Annotated in this window: 15 protein-coding genes; 11 read left to right on the top strand and 4 right to left on the bottom strand. The window is 60.8% G+C overall.

Features of this window, described 5'->3' with window-relative positions:
• Positions 1 to 4: 4 nt before the first annotated feature.
• The 10 genes from ssuC to ACO0LO_RS09220 all read left to right on the top strand — a co-directional run bounded on the left by ssuC (position 5) and on the right by ACO0LO_RS09220 (position 11,571).
• Positions 5 to 871: an aliphatic sulfonate ABC transporter permease SsuC gene (ssuC, locus tag ACO0LO_RS09265; protein WP_422963924.1), complete on the top strand. Its 867-nt coding sequence runs from the start codon at positions 5 to 7 to the stop codon at positions 869 to 871.
• On the top strand, positions 868 to 1,812 hold the full coding sequence (locus tag ACO0LO_RS09260) for an ATP-binding cassette domain-containing protein (protein ID WP_422963923.1): 945 nt from the start codon (positions 868 to 870) through the stop codon (positions 1,810 to 1,812). Before ssuC ends, ACO0LO_RS09260 begins: the two co-directional genes overlap by 4 nt.
• 93 nt (positions 1,813 to 1,905) lie before the next feature.
• Positions 1,906 to 2,121 carry a TOBE domain-containing protein gene (locus ACO0LO_RS09255; RefSeq protein ID WP_422963922.1) on the top strand — a complete coding sequence of 72 codons (216 nt, stop codon included), beginning with the start codon at positions 1,906 to 1,908 and terminating at the stop codon, positions 2,119 to 2,121.
• Positions 2,122 to 2,185: 64 nt separating this feature from the next.
• Complete coding sequence (locus tag ACO0LO_RS09250) at positions 2,186 to 3,049, top strand: EAL domain-containing protein (RefSeq protein ID WP_422963921.1); 864 nt, start codon at positions 2,186 to 2,188, stop codon at positions 3,047 to 3,049.
• A 208-nt stretch (positions 3,050 to 3,257) separates the two neighbouring features.
• Positions 3,258 to 4,109, top strand: a complete 852-nt coding sequence (gene cysT, locus ACO0LO_RS09245; RefSeq protein ID WP_422963920.1) for a sulfate ABC transporter permease subunit CysT — start codon at positions 3,258 to 3,260, stop codon at positions 4,107 to 4,109.
• 21 nt (positions 4,110 to 4,130) lie between these two features.
• Positions 4,131 to 5,066: a sulfate ABC transporter permease subunit CysW gene (gene cysW / locus ACO0LO_RS09240; protein WP_422964116.1), complete on the top strand. Its 936-nt coding sequence runs from the start codon at positions 4,131 to 4,133 to the stop codon at positions 5,064 to 5,066.
• An 87-nt stretch (positions 5,067 to 5,153) separates the two neighbouring features.
• The gene (locus tag ACO0LO_RS09235; protein ID WP_422963919.1) at positions 5,154 to 6,224 is read left to right on the top strand and encodes a sulfate/molybdate ABC transporter ATP-binding protein; all 1,071 of its coding nucleotides are present in this window, start codon (positions 5,154 to 5,156) and stop codon (positions 6,222 to 6,224) included.
• Between the two features lie 42 nt (positions 6,225 to 6,266).
• Complete coding sequence (locus tag ACO0LO_RS09230; protein ID WP_422963918.1) at positions 6,267 to 7,205, top strand: CysB family HTH-type transcriptional regulator; 939 nt, start codon at positions 6,267 to 6,269, stop codon at positions 7,203 to 7,205.
• Between the two features lie 346 nt (positions 7,206 to 7,551).
• A complete protein-coding gene (locus tag ACO0LO_RS09225) occupies positions 7,552 to 8,988 on the top strand; it encodes a CHASE3 domain-containing protein (RefSeq protein ID WP_422963917.1) in 1,437 nt (478 codons plus the stop codon).
• 21 nt (positions 8,989 to 9,009) lie between these two features.
• The gene (locus ACO0LO_RS09220; protein WP_422963916.1) at positions 9,010 to 11,571 is read left to right on the top strand and encodes a two-component system response regulator; all 2,562 of its coding nucleotides are present in this window, start codon (positions 9,010 to 9,012) and stop codon (positions 11,569 to 11,571) included.
• 55 nt (positions 11,572 to 11,626) lie between these two features.
• On the opposite strand, the gene ACO0LO_RS09215 is transcribed toward ACO0LO_RS09220, so the two are convergent.
• Positions 11,627 to 12,220 (bottom strand): UbiX family flavin prenyltransferase, encoded by a 594-nt coding sequence (locus ACO0LO_RS09215; protein WP_422963915.1) that lies wholly within the window; start codon positions 12,218 to 12,220, stop codon positions 11,627 to 11,629.
• Between the two features lie 204 nt (positions 12,221 to 12,424).
• On the opposite strand from ACO0LO_RS09215, the gene ACO0LO_RS09210 reads away from it, so the two are divergent.
• Entirely contained in the window at positions 12,425 to 14,002 is a 1,578-nt protein-coding gene (locus ACO0LO_RS09210; protein ID WP_422963914.1) for a UbiD family decarboxylase, read from the top strand.
• Between the two features lie 111 nt (positions 14,003 to 14,113).
• Here the strand turns inward: ACO0LO_RS09210 and ACO0LO_RS09205 are convergent, their stop codons facing one another.
• Genes ACO0LO_RS09205 through ACO0LO_RS09195 form a run of 3 tightly spaced genes read right to left on the bottom strand, consistent with a single transcriptional unit; the run spans position 14,114 to position 17,647 of the window.
• Complete coding sequence (locus ACO0LO_RS09205) at positions 14,114 to 14,851, bottom strand: enoyl-CoA hydratase/isomerase family protein (protein ID WP_422963913.1); 738 nt, start codon at positions 14,849 to 14,851, stop codon at positions 14,114 to 14,116.
• Entirely contained in the window at positions 14,844 to 17,162 is a 2,319-nt protein-coding gene (locus ACO0LO_RS09200; protein ID WP_422963912.1) for a xanthine dehydrogenase family protein molybdopterin-binding subunit, read from the bottom strand. The genes ACO0LO_RS09205 and ACO0LO_RS09200 overlap by 8 nt, the downstream gene beginning before the upstream one ends.
• Positions 17,159 to 17,647 carry a (2Fe-2S)-binding protein gene (locus tag ACO0LO_RS09195; protein ID WP_422963911.1) on the bottom strand — a complete coding sequence of 163 codons (489 nt, stop codon included), beginning with the start codon at positions 17,645 to 17,647 and terminating at the stop codon, positions 17,159 to 17,161. Before ACO0LO_RS09195 ends, ACO0LO_RS09200 begins: the two co-directional genes overlap by 4 nt.
• Positions 17,648 to 17,676 lie beyond the last annotated feature (29 nt).

Here is a 17,676-nt window from a genome sequence, read left to right as displayed (position 1 = left end):
CCCCATGGGACCATTCATCACCGATATACCCGAAGAGTTGCTGCCCGGCAGGACACTTTTGCCACATCCCACGGCGCAGATAGACTGGGGCCTGCATGCCCGGAACGCACTGAGGCAGCTATTGCCGTGGGTAGTGCCGGTACTGTTGCTGATAGTCTGGCAGGCGTCTTCGCAACTGGGATGGCTGTCCACCCGCATCCTGCCGGAGCCGCTGGCAGTGGCCAGGGCATTCTGGACACTGGCGGCATCCGGTGAAATGTGGCTGCACGCCAGGACCAGCCTGTGGCGCGCGATTTCCGGATTTGCGGTCGGCGGCGGTCTTGGCTTGCTGCTGGGCCTGCTGACCGGCACCTTCCGGCATGCAGAAACTCTGTTGGATACTTCGCTGCAGATGATACGCAACATCCCGGCGCTGGCGCTGATCCCGCTGGTGATCCTGTGGTTCGGCATTGACGAAAGCGCCAAGTTGTTCCTGGTGTCGGTGGGCGTTTTCTTTCCCGTGTACCTGAACACCTTCCACGGCATACGCTCGGTGGACAAGGGGCTGATAGAAATGGCGCAGAGCTACGGCTTGTCAGGCTGGGCGCTATACCGCGACGTCATACTGCCGGGCGCGCTGCCTTCCATCCTGGTCGGCGTGCGTTTTGCACTAGGGCTGGTGTGGGTGCTGCTGATCGTTGCCGAAACTATTTCTGCACAGGCCGGCATAGGTTATATGACGATGAATGCGCGTGAGTTCCTGCAAACCGACGTGGTGCTGGTTGGCATACTGCTGTATGCGCTGCTGGGTAAACTGGCCGACGTACTGTCGCGTGCGCTGGAACACTACTGGCTGCGCTGGCATCCGTCCTACAACAGGAGAGCAACATGAACCATCCCGCTGCCAAACAGGCGCCGGCCGATATCGCCTCCCGCCTGCAAAGCATTACCGCGCTGAAGGAAGAACTGGACGCGGATTGGAACAACGCGGCCAATGAACAATGGCAGGAACCGGCATTGCCGCCGCAGCCGGCTAAAACTGCTCCGTCCGGTACCGCACTCCATATCACCGGCCTGCAAAAGTCCTTCGCCGGCAGGAATGTACTGAAAGCCATCGACCTGCACGTGAAGGCAGGGGAGTTCGTCGCCGTCATCGGACGCAGCGGCTGCGGCAAGAGCACCTTGCTGCGCCTGGTGGCCGGGCTGGAAACCGCCGATACCGGCAGCGTGCAGTTTGACGAAGGCACACAGAATAAAAATCGGCCTGATACGCGCGTGATGTTCCAGGATTCGCGGCTGCTGCCGTGGAAGAACGTACTGGATAACGTCGCGCTGGGTCTGAAGCGCGGCAGCAATGCAGCACTTCACGCGCTGCAGCAGGTGGATCTGCAGGAACGTGCCAAGGAATGGCCATCGGTACTGTCCGGCGGCCAGCGCCAGCGTGTGGCACTGGCACGCGCACTGGTGCATGAGCCTGCGCTGTTGCTGCTCGACGAACCCCTGGGTGCGCTGGACGCGCTGACCCGGATAGAAATGCAGAACCTGATCGAATCGCTCTGGCAGGAGCGCGGGTTTACCGCGCTCCTGGTCACGCACGACGTGCAGGAAGCCATTGCACTGGCAGACCGCGTCATTCTGATCGAAGACGGCCGCATCACGCTGGATGAGCAGGTCACTCTGCCGCGGCCACGGGCACGCGGCAATCCGGCCTTCGCCGAACTGGAAGAAAAAATACTGAACCGCGTCTTGAAAAGGCCCGCGCCGGCCCCGGACGCGGCACTGGGAGACATATCGCTGCTGCGCACCGTCAGCCAGGTGCATTGGGCGGTGTGATCCGCACCGCGTAATCAGGGCGGCAGCAACCCTGCACCGCAGGCAATTTGCATTAACGAGTTTCTTTTTTTGTTTCACCCCACAGGAGTCATCATGAGCATCCAGGCAATCAACGTACGCAACCAGTTCAAAGGCAAGGTCAAGGCCATCATCGAAGGTTCCGTGGTATCGGAAGTCGACGTGGAAACTCCGGCCGGCATCGTCACGTCGGTCATCACCACCCGCTCGGTCAAGGATCTGGGGCTGGAAATAGGCACGGAAGTCGTGGCACTGGTCAAGGCCACCGAAGTATCCATCGCAAAACTCTGATTGCGGCAGGCCCCGGCCTCGCCTTACGGCAGCCGGTGGCCCGCGCAGTGAACAAGGAGCAGCAATGCCCTCTCCCGCCCTACAAAAATACCTGACCCACCTCTACGACACCCAGGGCGCCAGCACCAACCTCTGGCTCGATGAAGAGGGCCGCGCACGCGGCCGTTATTTCAACTCCACACTGACCAGTGCCTTCCAGCCCATACGCTCGGGTAGCAGCGGCGATATCAGCGGCTATGAAGGCTACGCGCGCAGCTATGCTGCCAACGACCAGGGGCTAAACGTGTGGAAATTGCTGGACCATGCGGCCAATGACAATGAATCCATAGAGCTGGACCGGCTGTGCCGCATCCTGCACGCCATCAATTTCTACCGGCAGCCTGCCAGCCTGGCGATGGACCTGTACCTGACCGTGCATACGCGCCTGCTCGCTGCGGTGGAAGGCAATCACGGCATGGCGTTCCGCCGCATCCTGGATATCCTGGAATTGCCGCATCAGCATATCGTGCTGCAATTGCCGGAAATCACCCCCAGCCAGCGCTGGGTGCTGAACCACGTGTCCGACAATTACCGCCGCAACGGCTTCCGCATCGGCATCAACGCCAGCAGTGTGGACCAAGCGCTGGAGCTGCTGGAAAGGGTCAGGCCGGATGTCGTCAAGCTGAACGCCAATAACCCAGTCAACGCGGAAACCGCCAATGCCCTGCTGCGACAAGCGGCCGCCACAGGCAGCCGTATTATTTTCAAGCGGCTGGAGAATGCCGACAAGCTGCAGGCGCTGACGGACAAGCTTGGCGATGCAGACTATTTCGTGCAGGGATTCTTGCTGGATTTGCCAAAAGCGAGCCTGGATACGGCGGAGGCATCTCCCGTTTCTGCACCCCCATCGCAGCAGCAGAACCTGCAGAATTCGGCAGCATCGGCATAACGCCCCTGTTGTCCTGCGCTGTATATATGCTGGCACGGCTTTGCTGCTGAAATAACTTTACAAGTGTATTTTTATTTCTTTTAATTCAATAAAAATGCACTTGCTTATACAAATTTCTTCTATCGACATGCGTAAAAATTCGTTTTCCATATAACAAAATACTGAGATGATCGGCCTCTCATAGTCATATATGTTATAAGGGCCACGCATGGCAGCCAGCATTTCCTCAGCAAGATCCTCCGCGCAGCGTGTCATACCGGGCTTCCGTCTTTCGCTGGGATTTACCTTGTTCTACCTCGGCCTTATCGTGCTGATCCCCTTGTCGGCAGTCTTCCTGAAGACCTTCACGATGACCTGGGAAGCCTTCTGGAACACCGTGACCTCGGATCGCGTACTCGCCTCCTACCGGCTGACTTTCGGTGCATCGCTGATCGGCGCGCTGTTGAATACCGTGTTCGGCGGTATTGTCGCCTGGATACTGGTCCGCTATAAATTCCCGGGCAAAAAACTCGTGGATGCGATGGTGGACCTGCCGTTCGCCCTACCCACCGCCGTCGCCGGCATCACATTGGCCACGCTCTATTCCCCGAATGGCTGGATAGGCCGTTTCCTGGAGCCGCTGGGCCTGAAAGTCGCTTTCACGCCGCTGGGCGTGGTTGTCGCGCTGACCTTTATCGGCCTGCCTTTTGTCGTCCGCACGGTGCAGCCGGTGCTGGAAGAGGCGGAGAAGGAACTGGAAGAGGCCGCCATCAGTCTTGGCGCCAGCCACTGGCAAACCTTTACCCGCGTCATCCTGCCAACCATCCTGCCTGCGCTGATGACGGGCTTTGCACTGGCTTTTGCGCGCGCCACCGGCGAATACGGCTCGGTGATTTTCATCGCCGGCAATATGCCCATGGTGTCCGAGATTACGCCGCTGTTCATGATCACCAAGCTGGAGCAGTACGACTATGCGGGCGCTACGGCGATTGCCGTGGTGATGCTGCTGCTGTCCTTTACCTTGCTGCTGACGATCAATGCACTGCAGGCCTGGAGCCGCAGGAACAACGAAAAAAGATAGAGAAAAATAACGGAATACATGATGACGACCGCGACACTTCCCGCTACCGAGCCGCCTACCAAGCCCGCTGCCAGGCCGCAAGCCCCGGCAGCACGCCGCACCGACCCCGTGCCCACGCTGTCGGCCACGGTAGAACCCTTCTGGGTGCGGGTGCTGCTGATCACGATAGGCCTGGCCTTCCTGACACTGTTCCTGTTCGTGCCGCTGGCAGCGGTATTTGCCGAGGCCTTCAAGAAAGGCTGGCGGGTTTATCTGGCCGCTATTTCGGAAGACGATGCGCTGTCGGCGATACGCCTGACGCTGATCGCCGCCGGCATCGCCGTGCCGCTGAACCTGGTGTTCGGCGTGGCCGCCGCCTGGACCATCGCCAAATTTAATTTTCGCGGCAAAAGCATACTGCTGACACTGATCGACCTGCCGTTCTCCGTGTCGCCGGTCATCTCCGGCCTGATCTATGTGCTGCTGTTTGGCGCGCAAGGCTGGTTCGGCGAGTGGCTGCGCGACCATGAAATCAAGATCCTGTTTGCCGTGCCGGGCATTGTGCTGGCCACCATCTTCGTCACCTTCCCCTTCGTCGCGCGCGAGCTGATCCCGCTGATGGAGTCGCAAGGCAGCGAGGAAGAGGAAGCGGCGCTGGTGCTGGGGGCTTCCGGCTGGCGCACCTTCTGGCATGTGACGCTGCCGAATGTGAAATGGGGCCTGCTGTACGGCGTCATCCTGTGCAATGCCAGGGCCATGGGGGAATTCGGCGCGGTATCGGTGGTGTCCGGCCACATCCGCGGCGAAACCAATACGCTGCCGCTGCAGGTCGAGATTTTATATAACGAATACAACTTCTCTGCTGCATTTGCAGTGGCGTCGCTGCTGACCTTGCTGGCGCTGCTGACGCTGGCGCTGAAATCCATTGTCGAATGGCGTTCAAGGGAATTCCACGACGAACGTGTACCTCACGAATAAGAAGCTGTCGCAAAGATTTGCTGGCGTTGTTGCATCTTCTCGCCAGGCTCATTTTGCAACGGTCTCCATGAAAACAAGGCAAATATCATGAGTATCGCAGTCAATCAATTACAAAAACGTTTCGGCAGCTTTGCCGCGCTGGACAATGTATCGCTGGATTTCGCCAGCGGAGAACTTACCGCCCTGCTGGGACCTTCCGGCTGCGGCAAGACTACGCTGCTGCGTATCATCGCCGGGCTGGAGCATGCCGACAGCGGGCAGGTGCTGCTGGACGGGCAGGATGCTTCTTCGCAGCATGTGCGCGAGCGCCAGGTGGGTTTTGTGTTTCAGCACTATGCGCTGTTCAAGCACATGACAATCTTTGAAAACATCGCCTTCGGCCTGCGCGTCAAGCCGCGCAACATCCGCCCTTCCGAAGCGCAGATCCGCGAAAAAGTCACCAAGCTGCTGGAACTGGTGCAGCTGGACTGGCTGGCAGACCGCTATCCCCCGCAACTGTCCGGCGGCCAGCGCCAGCGCATCGCCTTGGCGCGAGCACTGGCCGTGGAGCCGCGCGTGCTGCTGCTGGACGAACCCTTTGGCGCACTGGACGCCAAGGTGCGCAAGGAATTGCGCCGCTGGCTGCGCCGGCTGCACGACGAACTGCATGTGACCAGCATCTTCGTCACGCATGACCAGGAGGAAGCATTGGAAGTGGCTGACCGTATCGTCGTCATGAACCAGGGCAAAGTGGAACAGATAGGTTCGCCGGCCGAGGTCTATCAGCATCCGGCTTCGCCTTTCGTCTACGGCTTCCTCGGCAATGTGAACCTGTTCCACGGCCGCGTGCATGAAGGCGTCCTGGATGCCGGCGGCGCCGCCTTTGCCGCGCCGGGTCACGCAGACACGCGCGATGCCACAGGCATAGGCTATGTACGCCCGCACGAACTGGAAGTCGACCGTTATTCGCCGGGCGCCGAGGGCCTGGTAGTACAGCTGAAGCGCGTGCACAGCATAGGGCCGCTGGCGCAACTGGAGCTGGAGCGCGACGACAACGCGGGTCTGATCGAAGCCATGATCTCCAGCGAACGCTACGCCCATCTGCAACTGAAGGTAGGCGAGGCGCTGGTGGTGCGGCCCAAGCGCCTGCACGTGTTTGTCGACCAGCATCCGCAATAAGATTATCCAACAAGAACACGTACAAGAAAAACAAGGGCGGCCATGAACTTTCAACAATTGCGATCAATACGCGAAGCCTCGCGCTGCGGCTTCAACCTGACGGAAGTAGCCAACGTGCTGTTCACGTCGCAACCCGGCGTCAGCCGCCAGATACGCGAGCTGGAAGAAGAGCTGGGCGTGGATATTTTCGAGCGCAACGGCAAGCGCCTGACCGGGCTGACGGAACCGGGCAAGGGCATCCTGCAGATCATCGACAGGCTGCTGCTGGAAGCGGAAAACCTGCAGCAGGCCGGCAATGATTACTCGGACCAGACCCGGGGCACGCTGACAATCGCGACTACCCATACGCAGGCACGCTACGTGCTGCCCAAGGTCGTGCAGGCCTTCCGCGCCGCCTTTCCCGAGGTCAGGATCGCGCTGCAGCAGAGCTCGCCCGAACATATCGCGGAATGGGTTGTGTCCGGCAAGGCCGACATCGGCATTGCCACCGAGGGCCTGAGCCAGTTCAAGGACCTGGTGTCTTTTCCGTGCTACCAGTGGAACCACGTGATCGTCGTGCAGGACGGCCATCCGCTGCTGGACAAAAAATCGGTGCAGCTGGCCGACCTTGCCGCTTATCCGCTGATCACCTATGACGTCGGCTTTACCGGCCGCGGCCATATCGATGAAGCATTCAAACGCGCCGGCATCAGCACCGACATCGTACTGACAGCGATGGATTCAGACGTGATCCAGCAATATGTATCGCTGGGCTTGGGCGTGGGCCTGGTGGCCTCGATGGCCATCGAATCGCATCGCGACCACGGGCTGAAAACCATAGAGGCCAGCCATCTGTTCTCGCCCAATGTCACGCGTCTGGCTGTGCGGCGCGGCGCCTACCTGCGCGCCTATACCTATGACTTTATCCTGCAGTTTGCACCGGATCTGAAGCGCGAGGATATCCTGAAAGCACTGTCGGACCATACGGAGCAGGCGGCATAGCATCGCGTGTGAGCAACCAAAAGAGCTGCGAGCAGCCGTCCTTTGGCGCGGTTCGCTGTCAACAGCGCTTCACGCCGTTGGTTCAGCACCACAAGTAGGAATGCGCTTACAACAAGGAAAGCAAGCAACCGCTTGCATCATTTCCACGCGGCAATATAATGAATGCCTGCCCTATGTTGTTTCAGCAGATTAATAAAAACCCATGCTGTCTTTGCGCATGCTATGATTTATTTAACAACATAGGCTCGCTTCCCGCTTCGGAAGCGTAAGCCATTCCTCCTTTTACAAGCGAATTCCGCGGAAGATGAGGCCTGTCAAAAGCGCTCTACATTAGCAGGTAACTAGTGTGAAATTAACGCTACAAACCAAGATCAACATCGGTTTCATACTGGGCCTCGTCACACTGAGTTTCGTGGGGGCCATGGCCTGGCGCACCAACGACAGGCAGGCGACCGATGCATTCGAGGTCAACCGCGCGCGCGATGTCATGACTGCGCTGGAAGCGCTGCGCTACACCGTCACCGACGGCGAGACGGGCATGCGCGGCTACGTAATCAGCGGCGAACCTGCACATCTCGGCTCTTATCAAAACAACCTGAACAGTGTCGACAATAGCTACGACCAGTTGCGCATCCTCGCCGGCGACAGCCCGCAGCAGCAGCCGCAACTCAAAATACTGAAATCGCTGCTGGATGAAAGACGCGCGTCGCTGGCCAAGATATTGCAGTTGCGGCAAGAGCAAGGCATGGATGCCATGCGCGACAGTTATTTTGCCGGCAAGGGCCCGGCGCTGCATGAGCAGATACGGCAGGCGATCGACATGCTGCAGCAAACCGAGCGCGGCATACTCAGCATGGATATCGCCACGCTACAGGCATCGACCAAGGAGGCCAGGCTGGCGATCGCGGCGGGCGGGCTGCTTGCCTTGCTGATTACCGTGCTTTCCTTCTTCGTGATACGGCGCGACGTGGCGCGCCGCGCGGTCATTGACGATGCGCTGCGCAAGGTCAATGAAGATCTGCAAGTCGCCACCGCGCGTGCCCAGCAATCGGACCGCATCAAGTCGGCCTTCCTCGCCACGATGTCGCACGAACTGCGCACACCCTTGAATTCCATCATCGGATTCTCCGGCATCCTGTTCCAGGAATTGGCAGGCCCGCTCAATACCGAACAAAAAAAGCAGCTGGGCATGGTGCGCGAGAGCTCGCGCCATCTGCTGGCGCTGGTCAACGACGTGCTGGATATTTCCAAGGTGGAGGCTGGCCAGCTGAAGGTGCTGCAGATGCCTTTCCAGATCACCGAATCGCTGAATCGCACAGTCGGCCTGGTAGCGCCGCTGGCCGAAAAGAAAGGGCTGACGCTGCTGACCCGCATTGCAGGCGATCTCGGAGAAGTCGTGTCGGACAAACGGCGCCTGGAACAGATATTGATCAACCTGCTCAGCAATGCCGTGAAATTTACCGAAAAAGGACAGATCACGCTGACCGCCGAACGCGTAGACGATTATTCTGCCGGGGAAGATGGCGTGACGCAGCAGATCATGCGCGTGCAGATCAGCGATACCGGCATGGGCATCAGCGCCGAGGACTTGCCGACGTTGTTCCAGCCTTTCCGGCAGATCGAAGACCGCGTGGACAAACCCTACGAAGGAACCGGCCTCGGACTGGCCATCACGCAGCGCCTGCTGGCATTGATGGGCGGCCAGATCAGCGTGGAAAGCGAAGTCGGTCGCGGCAGCATTTTTACCGTGATCCTGCCACGCTACGGAATTGCAGAATCATAGAGAACATCAGGACATCGTGGCATGCCTAGAATATTGATCGTTGACGACCGTGAAGAAAACCGCTACCTGCTGCAGTCGCTGCTGCAGGGGCATGGCTACGCGGTGGATATCGCCGCAGACGGCGCCGAAGCGCTGGCACAGGCGAGACGCGAATCGCCCGACCTGATCATCACCGATATCCTGATGCCGGTGATGGACGGTTTCCGCCTGTGCCGCGAATGGAAGGCCGACCACCGGCTGCAGCATATTCCGCTCGCCTTCTATACCGCTACCTATACGGACTCCAAGGACGAGGCCTACGCGCTGGGCCTGGGAGCGGACGCATTCATCACCAAGCCGACCGATCCTGACGACCTGTTGCTGCTGGTCAGCGAACTGCTGAACCAGAAGCAGATGCCCGCGATGTCACGTTTCAGGCAAGACGAAGCATTGGGACTGAAAGAATACAATACCGTCCTCATTCAGAAACTGGAACACAAGATTGCGCAACTGGAAGCAGCCTCTTTCCGCGCCACGCAGAATGAGCAGCGGCTGACACTCGCGCTGGAAGTAGAGGAAGCCGGTATCTGGGACTGGGACTTGCTGAGCGGCGTTATCCTGTGGAATGACCGGCACGCCTTCCTCTTCGGCATGGAACCCGATGCATTCGATGGCCGCTACGAGAGCTTCCGCAGCCGCGTGCACCCGGCCGACGTCGAGGCTGTCGAACAAGCGTCGGTAACGGCGCGCGAACAACACAGCGACTATTGCTCGGATTTCCGCGTCGTCTGGCCCGACGGCAGCCTGCACTGGATCGCCGCCCGGGGCCGCTATCTGTATGATGCGCAAGGCAAACCCACGCGCATGTGCGGCGTCATCGTCGAAACCACCACGCGCAAGAACAACGAAGAGCAGATGCGCCTCGCATCGCAGGTATTCGAAAGCAGCCATGAGGCGATCATCATCACCGACCCCCAGGCGCACATCATTGCCGTCAACTCGGCCTTCTGCAAATCCACCGGCTACACAGGCGAGGAAATCGCCGGCGTCAATGCCGGCATATTAAGGGCCGACGAACAAAGCGCCGACTATTTCAACGCGCTGTGGAAAGACCTGCGGAAGAGCAAGCACTGGCATGGCGAACTGAACAACCGGCGCAAGGACGGATCCTCCTATCCGGCCAGGCTTTCCATCAGCGCCGTGGACGACGGCCAGGGCCTGACCACGCACTACGTCGGCATCATTACCGACCTGTCCTCATACAAGGCGGCGGAAGAGCGCATCCAGTACATGGCCTATTTCGATTCGCTGTCGACGCTGCCCAACCGTACGCTGCTGCGCGACCGAGCAGCGCATGCACTGGCCGCGGCCAGGCGCGACCATACCGAAGTGGCAATGATGTTCCTGGACCTGGACCACTTCAAGACCATCAACGATTCGCTGGGCCATTCTGTCGGCGACGAGGTATTGCAGACAGTGGCCAGCCGCCTCAAGTACCTGATCCGCGAAGCGGATACCGTAGCGCGCTACGGCGGCGACGAGTTCAGCATACTGCTGTCCAACACCGATACCAAGGGTGCGGCCCAGGTCGCGCAAAAAATCATAGAAACGCTGGCGGCGCCGATAGAAGTCGGCAACCATTCCCTCGTGATCAGCGCCAGCATAGGCATCAGCTGCTTCCCCGCGGACGCCGACGATTTTGAAGCCTTGCTGAAAAATTCCGACATTGCACTGTTCCGCGCCAAGGCAGCAGGCCGCAGCAATTTCCAGTTCTTTACGCAAGAGATGAATACCAGCGCGCACAACCGGCTGGAGCTGGAAGTGGCGCTGCGCGGCGCACTGGCGGACAACCAGTTCCAGCTGCATTACCAGCCGCAATTCGACCTGCGTAGCGGTGAATTGCTGGGGTTTGAGGCACTGCTGCGCTGGGTGCATCCGGTGCGCGGCATCATCCCTCCGCTGGACTTCATTCCCATCGCGGAAATCAACGGCCTGATCGTGCCGATAGGCACGTGGGTGCTGCGCGAAGCCTGCCGCCAGGCCAAGGAGTGGCAAACCCGCGGCATCACGCACGCGATGGTAGCAGTCAACCTGTCGGCAGTGCAGATCCGCCAGGCGAATATCGTCAGCATCGTCAGGGAGGCGCTGGAAGCCAGCGCACTCGATGCACGTTACCTGGAACTGGAACTGACGGAAAGCCTGCTGCTGGAAAATGTGGAATCGGTGCTGACGCAGCTGAACCAGCTGAAAGAAATCGGCGTCACCTTATCGATCGATGATTTCGGCACCGGCTATTCCAGCCTTTCCTACCTGAAGCGCTTCCCCATCGACACGCTCAAGATCGACAAGTCTTTTGTGCTGAACCTGACCGAAGACGCCGATAGCCGTGCCATCGCGTTGGCCATTGTGTCGATGGCGCACAGCCTGCGCCTGAAGGTCATTGCCGAAGGGGTAGAAGATGCGTCGCAGGCGCATATCCTGGCTGAGATGGGGTGCGACGAGGCGCAGGGCTATTGGTACGCCCGCCCGATGCCGGCCGACCAGATTGCCGGTTGGCTGCACCGCAACCCGGCACCGGCGCTGCTGGCCGCTGCCAAGGCCTGAGCAAGTTTAATAAGGTCTTACCAGGTCTAACCCCTACCGGGGGCGCTACGGCCTGTTATTCAGCCGCATCCGTGGCTCTTGGATTCCAGCGCCGTACTGTCTTGGTGTCGAGGTCAAACAGGTCCAGTACCCGTCCCAGGGTATGATCGACCATCTCTTCAATGGACTGTGGCCGTGCATAAAAAGCCGGTACCGGCGGGTATACGATTGCGCCCATTTCGGTCACCGCCACCATATTGCGCAAGTGTCCAAGATGCAACGGTGTTTCGCGCAGCATCAGCACCAGCCTCTTTCTCTCCTTCAGCATGACATCGGCCGAGCGAGCGAGCAGCGTGCCCGTCACGCCGGTGGCTATCTCCGACATCGTCTTGATGGAGCACGGCGCCACAATCATGCCGGACACCTGGAATGAGCCGCTTGCAATGGACGCGCCGATATCGCTGTTGGAATGGACCACATCGGCCAACGCGCGCACCTCTGCCACGCTCAGGTCGCTCTCGTGGGCGAGTGTGACCTGGGCGGATTTGCTCATCACCAGATGGGACTCCACATCGAGCTGGCGCAGCAACTGCAGCAGGCGGATGCCATATACGACGCCGGAGGCGCCGCTGATGCCGACAATAAAACGAGGGCGGGATGATGATTGCATAAGTTGTTAATTAATTGAAATCTGGGTAGCCGGGGTGCTGCAACCCCATAGTAGCAGAGCAAATCACTCTCAGCCGCCGTGGCCAAATTAATTAATTTTTCTGATTAAACGATCAGATATTGTTGCTTCAGTTATAAGCGCCACTGCGTTAGATTGAAGCCCCTGATATCTGTCGACACCCATCATGAAAATACGGAGACAACAATGAGTTCCCATTCCGATTCCAATGCAGCGGAGCAAGCGCGCGATCTTCCCGACCTGGAACGCTTTGAACTGCGCCGCTTTGCCGCAACGCTAGGCGAGGACGAATTCGTCAGCCAGGCCGAACGAGTCGAGCTTGCCGATGTCGCACGCATACTCGAAGGCAACCCAAAGGCCGTGCTGCTCGAACTCCCCGGCGATACTGACAGCGCCAACCCGACGGCACTGTGCGGCAATCTGGCCGGCAGCCGCAGCCGCCTGGCGGCGGCCTTCGGCACCACTTCGGAAAATCTGCTGCAGGAAGTGCTGACACGCCTGCGCAAGAAAACCAGCATTCACGAAGTGTCACGCGAAGCGGCGCCCGTGCAGCAAGTCGTGCTGACCGGCGACGATTGCGACTTCACCAAACTGCCGGTGCACCTGCAGCACGGCCTGGACGGCGCGCCGTATATTTCGTCGTCAATCGATTTCGTCATCGACAAAAATACCGGCTGGACCAATGTCGGCGTGCGCCGCCTGATGCTGCGCGGCCGCCGCACGGCGGGCATCGACCTGATCGCGCCGTCTGACCTGCGCGCGATCTACGTCGAACACTCCAACCGCGGCGAGCGGCTGCCGATTGCCTTTGCCGTGGGCACCCACCCGATCGACCACGTGGCCGCCACGATGCGCCTGCCGACCGACGAACTGGAACTGCTGGCATCGCTGCGCGGCGCGCCGCTGGGCGTCGTCAAGTGCGTAACCAACGACCTGATGGTGCCGGCCGACGCCCAGTTTATCCTGGAAGGCTACCTTGATCCTGCCGGCCACGTGGAGCCGGAGGGCCCGTATGGCGAATTCCTGGGCTACTACGGCGGCGTCAAGCGCAATCCGCTGTTCCACCTGACGGCGATCACGCACCGCCGCAACCCTGTGTTCCAGACCTCGACCATCAGCGGCCGCGACATGGTCTACACCGACACCGCCCAGCTGTGCGCGCTGCGCACCGAGGTGACTGTCTGGCGCGCCCTGGAGGTCGCCGTACGGGAGGTAAAGGCGGTATATGCGAGCGCGGCCAACGGCGGCATGTTCAACGTGCGCGTGGCGTTGCAGCAACGCGTGCCGGGAGAGGCCCGCAATGCCATCGCGGCCGTGTTTGCCTGCCTGGCCAACGTCAAGCATGTGTTCGTGGTCGATCCCGACATAGACATCTTCTCCGACGACCAGATGGACTGGGCGCTGGCCACCCGCTTCCAGGCCGACCGCGACATGGTGCTGCAGGACCGCATGCGCGCAATGCCGCTTGATCCGTCGCTGGCCGGTTCGCACTACACCGCCAAGGCCGGCTTTGACCTCACCTTGCCATTCGTGCGTCCGGGCGTGGCCCGTTCGATCGAGCACCGCGTGCCGGCCGCGCCGACCTTCGATGGAGCACGCTTCGAGTCGCTGCAGGCGGCGCTGGAGCATGGACCGAAGCTGTTCGCCGAACTGATGGCGGCCGTTGGCAGCCGCGACGGCCGCGAAATCGTCCGCTGGCTGGAAGATACCGGCGCCACGCGCGCCATCACGCGCGACGACGAGGGCCGCTACCACTTCGCCTGAAGAACAAAGGCGGCGCAGGCGGTTCGCCGCTTGCGCTGATTACAATGTTGAAATTAATCTGAAAAGGGCCGCGAATGCGGCCCTTGGCGTTAAAAGTACGCGAAGAATGCGTTAGAAGCGTGTGGAAAGCGCGGTGGCGGCCAGGTGGCCGGCCAATGCGCTGGCAGAGGATGGTGTCATGCCCGGCGCCAAGGACAGGAATTGCTTGACGGCGCGCAGCGTCACCGAGCCATTGCCCAGCATCGTCTTGACCAGCTCGTCGGCCGCCGCATCCAGCCCGGCGGCCGGTACGACGTTCGACACCAGTCCGGCCTCGCGCGCCTGCGCTGCGCTCAGCGGTTCACGGCTGTAGACCATCTGCGCGAGCGTCTTGACCGGCACGCGGTCGGCCAGCGCCGCCATCACCAGCGTTGGCGGAATATCCCGCTCCATCTCGGGAATCTGGAACACCGCGTTGTCCGCGCAGACGACAAGGTCGGCCACGCAAGCCAGCGCACAGCCGGCACCCACGGCACGGCCACGCACTACCGCCACCACCGGCACAGGCACCGCCTTGATTGCATCGTACAGCGCCAACGGTGGCAACGCCACTATCTGGCGCACCGTTTCGGCCGAAGGCTTCGGACCCAGCGTCGGAATCGGCGAATCCCGGCCGGCGCAGAAATCGGCGCCTTCCGCATCAATGCGCACCAGCTTGACGCTCGCGCTGATTGTCGCCAGCGCTTCAATGATGAGTTCGCCCATGCGGGCCGTCAAGGCGTTGCCTTTGTCGGCGCGATTGAGGCGAATCGCCAGCACCTCGCCGTCAATTGAGATTTTCACCTGCTCGCTCATTTGTTCCTTATCCATTGTCCTGTTCCCTATTGATGTAATTCCAGATGACCGCCGGCGTTGCAGGCATGGCCAGTTCCTCGGGAGCCCCCTCGCCCAGCGCGTCGGCCAGCGCGTTGAAGATGACCGCGGTAGCCGGCGTGATGCCGCTCTCGCCGCCGCCCTTGACGCGCAACGGGTTGCCTGTCGTCGGATCCTCGGAGAATTCGAGTGTCATACGCGGCACGCGTCCCGCACGCGGCACGCCATAGTCCATATAGGAGCCCGACTGCACCTGGCCGCTGTCAGGATCGACGTAAAAACCTTCCGACAGCGCCTGGCCGATACCCTGCGCCAGCCCTCCGTGCACCTGGCCCTCGACGATCAGCGGATTGATAGGCTGGCCGACGTCATCCACCGAGGCATAATGCAGCAGCTCGACTTCCCCGGTGTCGGGATCGATCTCCAGTTCCATCGCGGCTGCCCCGGTAGGGTGGGCAGCCATGCGGCCGTTGAATTCGGCCTCGGATTCAAGCGGCGCCAGGCCTGCCTCCGCTAGCCGGCGTGCCAGTTCGAACAGGTCGACAACGTGTCCGCCAGCGCGGAACATGCCGTCCGCGAACGACACCGTGGCGGCATCTATTTCCAGCAACCCGGCCAACGCCGCCTTGCCCTGCTCAATGATCTTGGCTGCGTTATGCACCAGCAGCGTGCCGCCCAGGCGCATGCTGCGGTCCGAGTGCGTGCCGCCGCCTACGCTGACAAACGCGGTGTCGCCGGTGCGCAGGCGCACCGAGTCGATCGGCACGCCCAGATGTGCTACCACCACTTGCGCAAAAGTAGTCGCATGGCCCTGCCCCTGGGTCTGGGTGCCAGACACCAGATCGATCACGCCTTGCGGCAGCACACGCATTTCGATCCGCTCGCGCGGTGCGCCCACCGGCGCCTCGATATAGTTGACCAGGCCGATGCCGCGTAATTTTCCGTGCGCCGCCGACTCGGCGCGCCGGGCCGAGAAACCGTCCCAGTCGGCCAATTTCAGCACGCGTTCCATGTTGCCGGCGAAGTCGCCGCTGTCATAGTTCAGGCCCATCGGGCTCAGGTAGGGCATCACGTCGCGTCGCACAATGTTGCGGCGCCTAATCTCGACCCGGTCGATGCCCAGCGCATGCGCACCGAGGTCCAGCAGACGCTCCATCACGTGGTTCGCTTCCGGCCGCCCGGCGCCGCGATAAGGCGCAGTCGGCGCAGTGTTGCTCAGTACCGCGCTGATGAGCACTGCCGCTACCGGCACGTGGTACACGGAGGTCATGACGCGGGTGCCGTTCGACATCGGCACGTACGACACAGTATGCGCGCCGACGTTCCCTATCCATTCATTATCGATGGCCAGGATGTGGCCTTCGGCGTCGAACGCGATCGCAGCCCGCAATATCGCGTCCCGCCCCTGATAATCAGACAGGAAGGCCTCGCTGCGGTCCCCGGTCCACTTGACCGGACGTCCCACCGCGCGCGCTGCCCACATTACCGCCAGTTGTTCGATGTAGAGCGAACTGCGCGGGCCAAAGCCGCCGCCCACGTCGGGACAGATGACACGCACCTTGTCGCCCGGCACGCGCAACGCGGCCATCAAACCCATCTTCTGTCGCACAGCCCCCTGGCTGCCCGAAATCAGCGTGTAGCTGCCGGTCTCGGGATCGTACACGCCGATCGCCGCACGCGGCTCCATCTGGCAATTGACGACTCGGCTGTTGTGGAAGTCGCGCCGCAATACGTAATGGGCATCGGCAAAGATCGCACGTGCCTTTTCACGGTTGCCCAGTTGCGTCTGGAAGCACAGGTTGCCGGGCGCGTCGTCGTACAGCTGCGGCGCGCCGGCGGCCATGGCGGCATCGGCCAGCACCACCGCGTCCAGCGCGTCGTAATCGACGTCAACCAGTTCGGCGGCATCACGCGCTTGCGCCGCCGTAGCGGCGATGACCATGACCACCGCTTCACCCACGTGGCGCACCTTGTCCACCGGCAGCGGTAAATGCAAGCGGCTGTAAACAGAACCGGTCAGCGATTCCCTGAAAGCCGGCGCAGTGTGGTCGATGGCATCCAAGGGCATTGGCACGTGCTGAATGCCCTGGAATCCGGCAGCCAGGTAGTCGTCGCCGGTCAGTACCGCCAGCACCCCTGGCGCGACGCGCGCGGCGCTCGTATCAATGGAGTTGATGCGCGCATGTGCATGCGGCGAACGCAGGAAAGCGGCATACACCTGGCCATCGACACTGATGTCATCGGTGTATTGACCGTTGCCGGTCACCAGACGCCTGTCCTCCAGGCGCGGCAGAGGTTGGCCTATCATGGCTGTGCCTCCAGATCTGGATACAGCGCGTGGGCCGCATGGCGTACTGCCTCGATAATATTGACGTAACCGGTGCAACGGCAAATATTGCCTTCCAGCGCAGTGTGGATGGTTTCGTCATCCAGCGAGGATGGTTTTTCGCGCAGAAAATAATCGATCGCCATGATCATGCCGGGCGTGCAAAATCCGCATTGCAGGCCGTGACACTGCACGAAGGCTGCCTGCACTGCATGCAGCCGGCCATTCTGCTCAAGGCCCTCGACGGTGCGCACACTGCCACCGCTGGCCTGGGCCGCCAATACTGTGCACGACTTGACGGCGGCGCCGTCAAGATTCACCGTGCAGGCGCCGCACTGCGTCGTATCGCAGCCGACATGGGTGCCGGTCATGCCGAGCTCCCGCCGTAAAAACTCTACCAGCAGCGTGCGGTCTTCAACTTCCCGCTCCACCGGCTTCCCATTGACCTGCAATTTCACTTGTACCACGTTTCACCTGCCTGTTCTTGATATTGCCG

Origin of the sequence: Undibacterium sp. TJN25, from assembly GCF_049339885.1 — a bacterium.
Taxonomy (GTDB): domain Bacteria; phylum Pseudomonadota; class Gammaproteobacteria; order Burkholderiales; family Burkholderiaceae_D; genus Undibacterium.
The sequence above is the reverse complement of the archived record's forward strand: the minus strand, read 5'-3'. Positions and strand labels throughout refer to the sequence as shown.

What these genes read in the sequence shown, in the direction of transcription:
- ssuC (WP_422963924.1), top strand. Translation starts at nt 5, where the DNA reads ATGGGACCATTCATCACCGATATACCCGAAGAGTTGCTGCCCGGCAGG.
- ACO0LO_RS09260 (WP_422963923.1), top strand. Translation starts at nt 868, where the DNA reads ATGAACCATCCCGCTGCCAAACAGGCGCCGGCCGATATCGCCTCCCGC.
- ACO0LO_RS09255 (WP_422963922.1), top strand. Translation starts at nt 1,906, where the DNA reads ATGAGCATCCAGGCAATCAACGTACGCAACCAGTTCAAAGGCAAGGTC.
- ACO0LO_RS09250 (WP_422963921.1), top strand. Translation starts at nt 2,186, where the DNA reads ATGCCCTCTCCCGCCCTACAAAAATACCTGACCCACCTCTACGACACC.
- cysT (WP_422963920.1), top strand. Translation starts at nt 3,258, where the DNA reads ATGGCAGCCAGCATTTCCTCAGCAAGATCCTCCGCGCAGCGTGTCATA.
- cysW (WP_422964116.1), top strand. Translation starts at nt 4,131, where the DNA reads ATGACGACCGCGACACTTCCCGCTACCGAGCCGCCTACCAAGCCCGCT.
- ACO0LO_RS09235 (WP_422963919.1), top strand. Translation starts at nt 5,154, where the DNA reads ATGAGTATCGCAGTCAATCAATTACAAAAACGTTTCGGCAGCTTTGCC.
- ACO0LO_RS09230 (WP_422963918.1), top strand. Translation starts at nt 6,267, where the DNA reads ATGAACTTTCAACAATTGCGATCAATACGCGAAGCCTCGCGCTGCGGC.
- ACO0LO_RS09220 (WP_422963916.1), top strand. Translation starts at nt 9,010, where the DNA reads ATGCCTAGAATATTGATCGTTGACGACCGTGAAGAAAACCGCTACCTG.
- ACO0LO_RS09215 (WP_422963915.1), bottom strand. Translation starts at nt 12,220, where the DNA reads ATGCAATCATCATCCCGCCCTCGTTTTATTGTCGGCATCAGCGGCGCC.
- ACO0LO_RS09210 (WP_422963914.1), top strand. Translation starts at nt 12,425, where the DNA reads ATGAGTTCCCATTCCGATTCCAATGCAGCGGAGCAAGCGCGCGATCTT.
- ACO0LO_RS09205 (WP_422963913.1), bottom strand. Translation starts at nt 14,851, where the DNA reads ATGGATAAGGAACAAATGAGCGAGCAGGTGAAAATCTCAATTGACGGC.
- ACO0LO_RS09200 (WP_422963912.1), bottom strand. Translation starts at nt 17,162, where the DNA reads ATGATAGGCCAACCTCTGCCGCGCCTGGAGGACAGGCGTCTGGTGACC.